This window comes from Bacillus sp. EE-W1 (genome assembly GCF_009760835.1).
Classification (GTDB): Bacteria; Bacillota; Bacilli; order Bacillales; family Bacillaceae_G; genus Bacillus_A; species Bacillus_A wiedmannii.
This window is the reverse complement of sequence record NZ_WIPE01000022.1, coordinates 1-4,253: the sequence shown is the minus strand read 5'-3', so window position 1 is coordinate 4,253 and position 4,253 is coordinate 1. Positions and strand designations below refer to the sequence as shown.

Sequence of the window (4,253 nt, the reverse complement as noted above, 5' to 3'; positions counted from 1 at the left end):
GATCCTCTTCTCATGAGAAGAGGATCTTTTCTTTATTTTTAGCGATAACGTCTTACAATTAAAAATTCTACAGCCGGCTTTACAACTATCGCAGCGCATAACGCAAACAAAAGCGGTATGTTATGAAAATCAATCCATTTATTAAAACCTACCGATGCGAAAAACAAACCAAAAATTAATACAACAAGTACATAATACGTAACATTTGCACTTATTTTTAATACATGTTTTTCTACATCTTCTTTCTCCTCCGTTGTCCCTTCCACATTATGCGATGCCAAACTTTTAAACATATAATGTAATGCGATGCTACAAATAAATAGTGCATACCAGTTTACTTGAAGTTCAGTTAACCAATAATAGAGTGCAAACACTAACGTACTTATAGCTACTAATGCCGTAACTACAAGGCTTATTTTCTCTTTCCCCAACAACTACTCCCCCTACAACTTGTACAAAAATAGTTTATCAACAGTTGTTCCTAATACTTCAGCTAAACGGAATGCTAACGCTAAGCTTGGATCATATTTATTATTCTCAATTGCATTTATCGTCTGTCTAGAAACTTTACACTTATCAGCCAATGCACCTTGTGAAATATTGTTTTCAGTGCGTAATTCATAGATTTGATTTTTCACACCATTTCTCCTAACCTGTAAACTCGTTTTTACATCATCAGTATATAGTTGGGGCATGTCATTGTCAAAAGATTGCCACAAGAAAAGGGAGCAATCCTGCTCCCTTACAATGATTATTTCGAAGCTAACGAATTTGTTAGTTCCTCTTTATTAGCGACATCTTCTTTATTTATTTGCATGCGTAGAACTGGCCCTATCGCAAATAAAATAAGTGCCATTGCTATACAAAATACAGTAACTAGTGAGGTCATCTCCTTCAATCCTCCAGCTAGTGAAGTTCCGATTAACATTGCCCCCATAAACAGTGGTAAAATTGTTCCATTTACTCTTCCAATCATATTTTCTGGTACAAGTTGAATCATAAGCGTACCGACAACGATATTAACACAAGCTAAACAAATACCTGTTCCAAACCTCATGAAACTAGTAATCCAAAATGATGTAGATAGCCCTTCTACTAAAAATGACATTGCTAATATGCTCATACCGAATACAAACATCTTTTTCGGGTTCACTTTTGAAGCGAAAACTGCAGCAACAATACCACCGATTAACATACCTATCCCATCAGCTGCGGCTAAATATTGAACTGCTTCCTTTTCCATTCCAAGACGCTCTATTACAAGAAACACTTCTAATGGATTCGTTAATCCAACAGCTAAGCCCATAACGGTGAAAGTGATCGTAATCATACGTAAATTTTTCGTATGAAGAACGTATTTCCATCCTTCTTTTATATCATTTTTTAATGAATCTCTCGCCACTTGCTCTTGTTCCACCCATTTTGGTAAAAACGAAAGAGCAATAGCAGATAACAAAAATAAAATGATTAAGCTATATAGTGACGTAAATAAACCAAGTTGTGTATACACAAGTGATCCTACCACTGGTCCAAAAATCATAAATAATGACTGTAATGTTTGGTTAAATGCAATCGCATTTGCTACCTGCTCTTCTTTTACGTAGCGCTTAAATATACGCGAAGATGATGGCTGAGAAAATTGGCCTACGATCGCGGAAATGAGTGTTGCAAAAAATATAGCCTGCCAATAATCCAGCTTTAACAACAAGACAATTCCTACAATAGACAGTACACTTAACACATCTCCAGCAACCATCGTTCTTTTCGGATTCCAGCGATCAGCTAGCGCCCCACCGATAAACGAGAAAATAAAAATAGGTGCATATTCCATAACCGATAACAACGAAACTGAAACTGGATCATTATTCGTTCGCTCCATTATGAAATACAAAAGAGCCATATTTCTGATCCAAATTGCAAATTGTTGTAAAATATCAGATGCCATAACGAGCATAAATGCTCGGTTTTTAAATAAAGCGTTCATTTTCATTCCCCTTTCATAAACCGACCGTTCGGTCTAATTTGTTTTGTAAGAAAAGCAACTGACTTATTATTCAGCTGCCATTCCTTTTAACAATACATCTATTGCCTTTTTATAAATACGTTGCAGCTCTTTATAATCTAACTCGTAGTAAAGTACTCCAAGCCCTGATAATAATCCATTCACAATATACATAAGGTCGCGCGTACTATCTTCACGAAACTCTCCAGACTGTATACCTGCTTCAATTAGTTTCTCAAACATAACATATGATTCTCTAGTTAAAGCCAATAGTTCATCCAAAATCTCTTTACTTACAACTTGGCTCATAGAGAATTCCTCTATTGCATTTGAAATGGGTTGCTGTATGTCCTCGACATGATATTCCGCGAGACCATATAGTTTTTCAGTATTCGTACTATACAACTTCTCTTTTTCATTCCATTTTTCAAGCCAATCATACGTATGCTGTTTCACTACAAATAAAAATAATTCTTCTTTACTTTTAAAGTGATAATAAATGCTTCCTTTACTTCGCTTTGTAATTTCACAAATCTCTTCCATAGATGTAGCTGCATAACCCTTCTGTGAAAACAGACTTTCTGCTTTATATGCAATTTCTTTCTTTATCTCTTCTGCACTTCTTCTCATATTTACACCTCTTTAAACCGACCGTTCAGTCTAATAATAACAAATTAAAAACCTCTATTACAAGAGGCTATATTCCTTATTTAAGAAAACGTACTTTCAAACCACGTTCGAATCATATGTATTATTCCAATTTTAAATCCTAATTTAACAAGAAATACGCCTCCCGCAGCTAATAAAAATAACACTACTTTCCCCTTATTTTTCACTTTCGGTTCCCTTTTCATTTCTATTCCCCTTAGTACGTTAAAAATATTAATCAAACGTTTGTTTAACTGTTTTTATGCATATGTAAGCCAACTAATCAAACGTTTGTTTAAAAAGAAATACGCCTATATAAGGCGCATTTTCATCAATCACCGCCACCTCCGCCACCATCGCAGCTACCTCCGCTATCTCCACCGAAAGATCCTCCACAATCATGTGAACCTCCATGCGAGCTATCATTATCAGATCCAGCAAAGAAAAATAATGGTGATGAGTTGTTAGATGAATTATGAATGTTATTTTGTTTCGTAAGATTTACCTTCTTTTTGTTTGATCGAACTGCTGTTACAATTATTCCAACTACAACAAATAATAGTATGACAATAATAAATTCCATATAAAAGCCTCCCTTAATCTTCGAATAATTGAATGGTTCTCTCTAAATTTTCAAGTGAAATGAAGCGCGATTCACGAAGGATCTCTTTTCCATTATAAAATAATAAAACTGTTGGCCCTGTAAACACTGCATAACGCCCCGCAATCTCTTGCATGTCTTGTAGTAATATTTCCACTTTCTCTACGTAATCATAATTCTCTAATAGACCATTTACTTTTCTTAGCATAACATCACAAACACCACAATTTTCCGTTTTAATAAAGAGCAGTACTAATTGTTGTTCTTCAATATGTGTCGCTAATTCTTCTATCGTTTCAAATTTATTCATCTTATCCCTCTTAGCGTAATTTACGAAATACTTTATCCTGATACATACGAAAAGCTGAACTCTCTTTAATCTTTCTCTTTTCCATTACCTGCTGAAAACGCAGCGTTTTTGCCGTTAACTCTTCTTGTAATTTTTTTCTCTCTGCTTCATCATAACAGCACGCAATTAAGTCTTCTATTTTTAATATATCTTTTTGTAGTTCCATTTCTGGTGGAATCATACCCGCATTTTTTAAGATTTTATAACTCATTCTAAGTTCTGGAGGTACCATTGAAAGGTCTTCTAATTGTAGTGGTTTTCCTTTTCCCGGAATATGATCAAGGTCTCCATTCCGTATTGCTTGTCGAATTTTTTCTTCAGCAATGTTCAAAAAGACATCCACACCATTCGCTCCTTTACATATTTTTACTATTATTTTACATGATATTTTCTCATCTTGCTACGCTATTACAAATTGAATTCATACAATTTTTTCTCAAATTTAATTACAAGGAGCCTTTTCCTCCCTAATCAATATTTTATTTTCATGTGTAGTCTGTATTAGAGCCATTTCATATTGAGAAAATCTTTGTGAATCAAATAAAGCGTTTACACCAAATCTTACATTTGCTACGATTTAATCACCCCCAGCTCCCTTGTATAGACTTCGTGATGTCTTATCATTTTTATCCCGCTTTAATGGGCAGTAAGAC

At 34.6% G+C, this 4,253-nt stretch carries 8 protein-coding genes; all 8 read right to left on the bottom strand.

Annotated elements, in window-relative coordinates; all coding sequences use genetic code 11:
• Positions 1-38: 38 nt before the first annotated feature.
• The 8 genes from GFJ36_RS01860 to GFJ36_RS01825 all read right to left on the bottom strand — a co-directional run bounded on the left by GFJ36_RS01860 (position 39) and on the right by GFJ36_RS01825 (position 3,943).
• Complete coding sequence (locus GFJ36_RS01860; RefSeq protein ID WP_000514014.1) at positions 39-431, bottom strand: hypothetical protein; 393 nt, start codon at positions 429-431, stop codon at positions 39-41.
• 12 nt (positions 432-443) lie between these two features.
• Complete coding sequence (locus GFJ36_RS01855) at positions 444-695, bottom strand: helix-turn-helix transcriptional regulator (RefSeq protein ID WP_074651450.1); 252 nt, start codon at positions 693-695, stop codon at positions 444-446.
• Between the two features lie 56 nt (positions 696-751).
• Positions 752-1,984, bottom strand: coding sequence for an MFS transporter (locus GFJ36_RS01850; RefSeq protein WP_097889298.1), 1,233 nt, complete (start codon positions 1,982-1,984; stop codon positions 752-754).
• 66 nt (positions 1,985-2,050) lie between these two features.
• Positions 2,051-2,632: a TetR/AcrR family transcriptional regulator gene (locus GFJ36_RS01845; protein ID WP_048541915.1), complete on the bottom strand. Its 582-nt coding sequence runs from the start codon at positions 2,630-2,632 to the stop codon at positions 2,051-2,053.
• A gap of 80 nt (positions 2,633-2,712) precedes the next feature.
• Complete coding sequence (locus tag GFJ36_RS01840) at positions 2,713-2,856, bottom strand: hypothetical protein (RefSeq protein ID WP_000817984.1); 144 nt, start codon at positions 2,854-2,856, stop codon at positions 2,713-2,715.
• Positions 2,857-2,981: 125 nt separating this feature from the next.
• The gene (locus tag GFJ36_RS01835; RefSeq protein WP_088609248.1) at positions 2,982-3,233 is read right to left on the bottom strand and encodes a hypothetical protein; all 252 of its coding nucleotides are present in this window, start codon (positions 3,231-3,233) and stop codon (positions 2,982-2,984) included.
• Between the two features lie 13 nt (positions 3,234-3,246).
• Positions 3,247-3,561 (bottom strand): thioredoxin family protein, encoded by a 315-nt coding sequence (locus tag GFJ36_RS01830; RefSeq protein WP_088061614.1) that lies wholly within the window; start codon positions 3,559-3,561, stop codon positions 3,247-3,249.
• A gap of 10 nt (positions 3,562-3,571) precedes the next feature.
• Complete coding sequence (locus tag GFJ36_RS01825) at positions 3,572-3,943, bottom strand: DnaJ family domain-containing protein (RefSeq protein ID WP_048541924.1); 372 nt, start codon at positions 3,941-3,943, stop codon at positions 3,572-3,574.
• Positions 3,944-4,253 lie beyond the last annotated feature (310 nt).

Bases quoted from the DNA above. Each gene is read 5' to 3' on its own strand.
- GFJ36_RS01830 (WP_088061614.1), bottom strand. From the start codon at position 3,561: ATGAATAAATTTGAAACGATAGAAGAATTAGCGACACATATTGAAGAA.
- GFJ36_RS01855 (WP_074651450.1), bottom strand. From the start codon at position 695: ATGCCCCAACTATATACTGATGATGTAAAAACGAGTTTACAGGTTAGG.
- GFJ36_RS01835 (WP_088609248.1), bottom strand. From the start codon at position 3,233: ATGGAATTTATTATTGTCATACTATTATTTGTTGTAGTTGGAATAATT.
- GFJ36_RS01845 (WP_048541915.1), bottom strand. From the start codon at position 2,632: ATGAGAAGAAGTGCAGAAGAGATAAAGAAAGAAATTGCATATAAAGCA.
- GFJ36_RS01850 (WP_097889298.1), bottom strand. From the start codon at position 1,984: ATGAACGCTTTATTTAAAAACCGAGCATTTATGCTCGTTATGGCATCT.
- GFJ36_RS01840 (WP_000817984.1), bottom strand. From the start codon at position 2,856: ATGAAAAGGGAACCGAAAGTGAAAAATAAGGGGAAAGTAGTGTTATTT.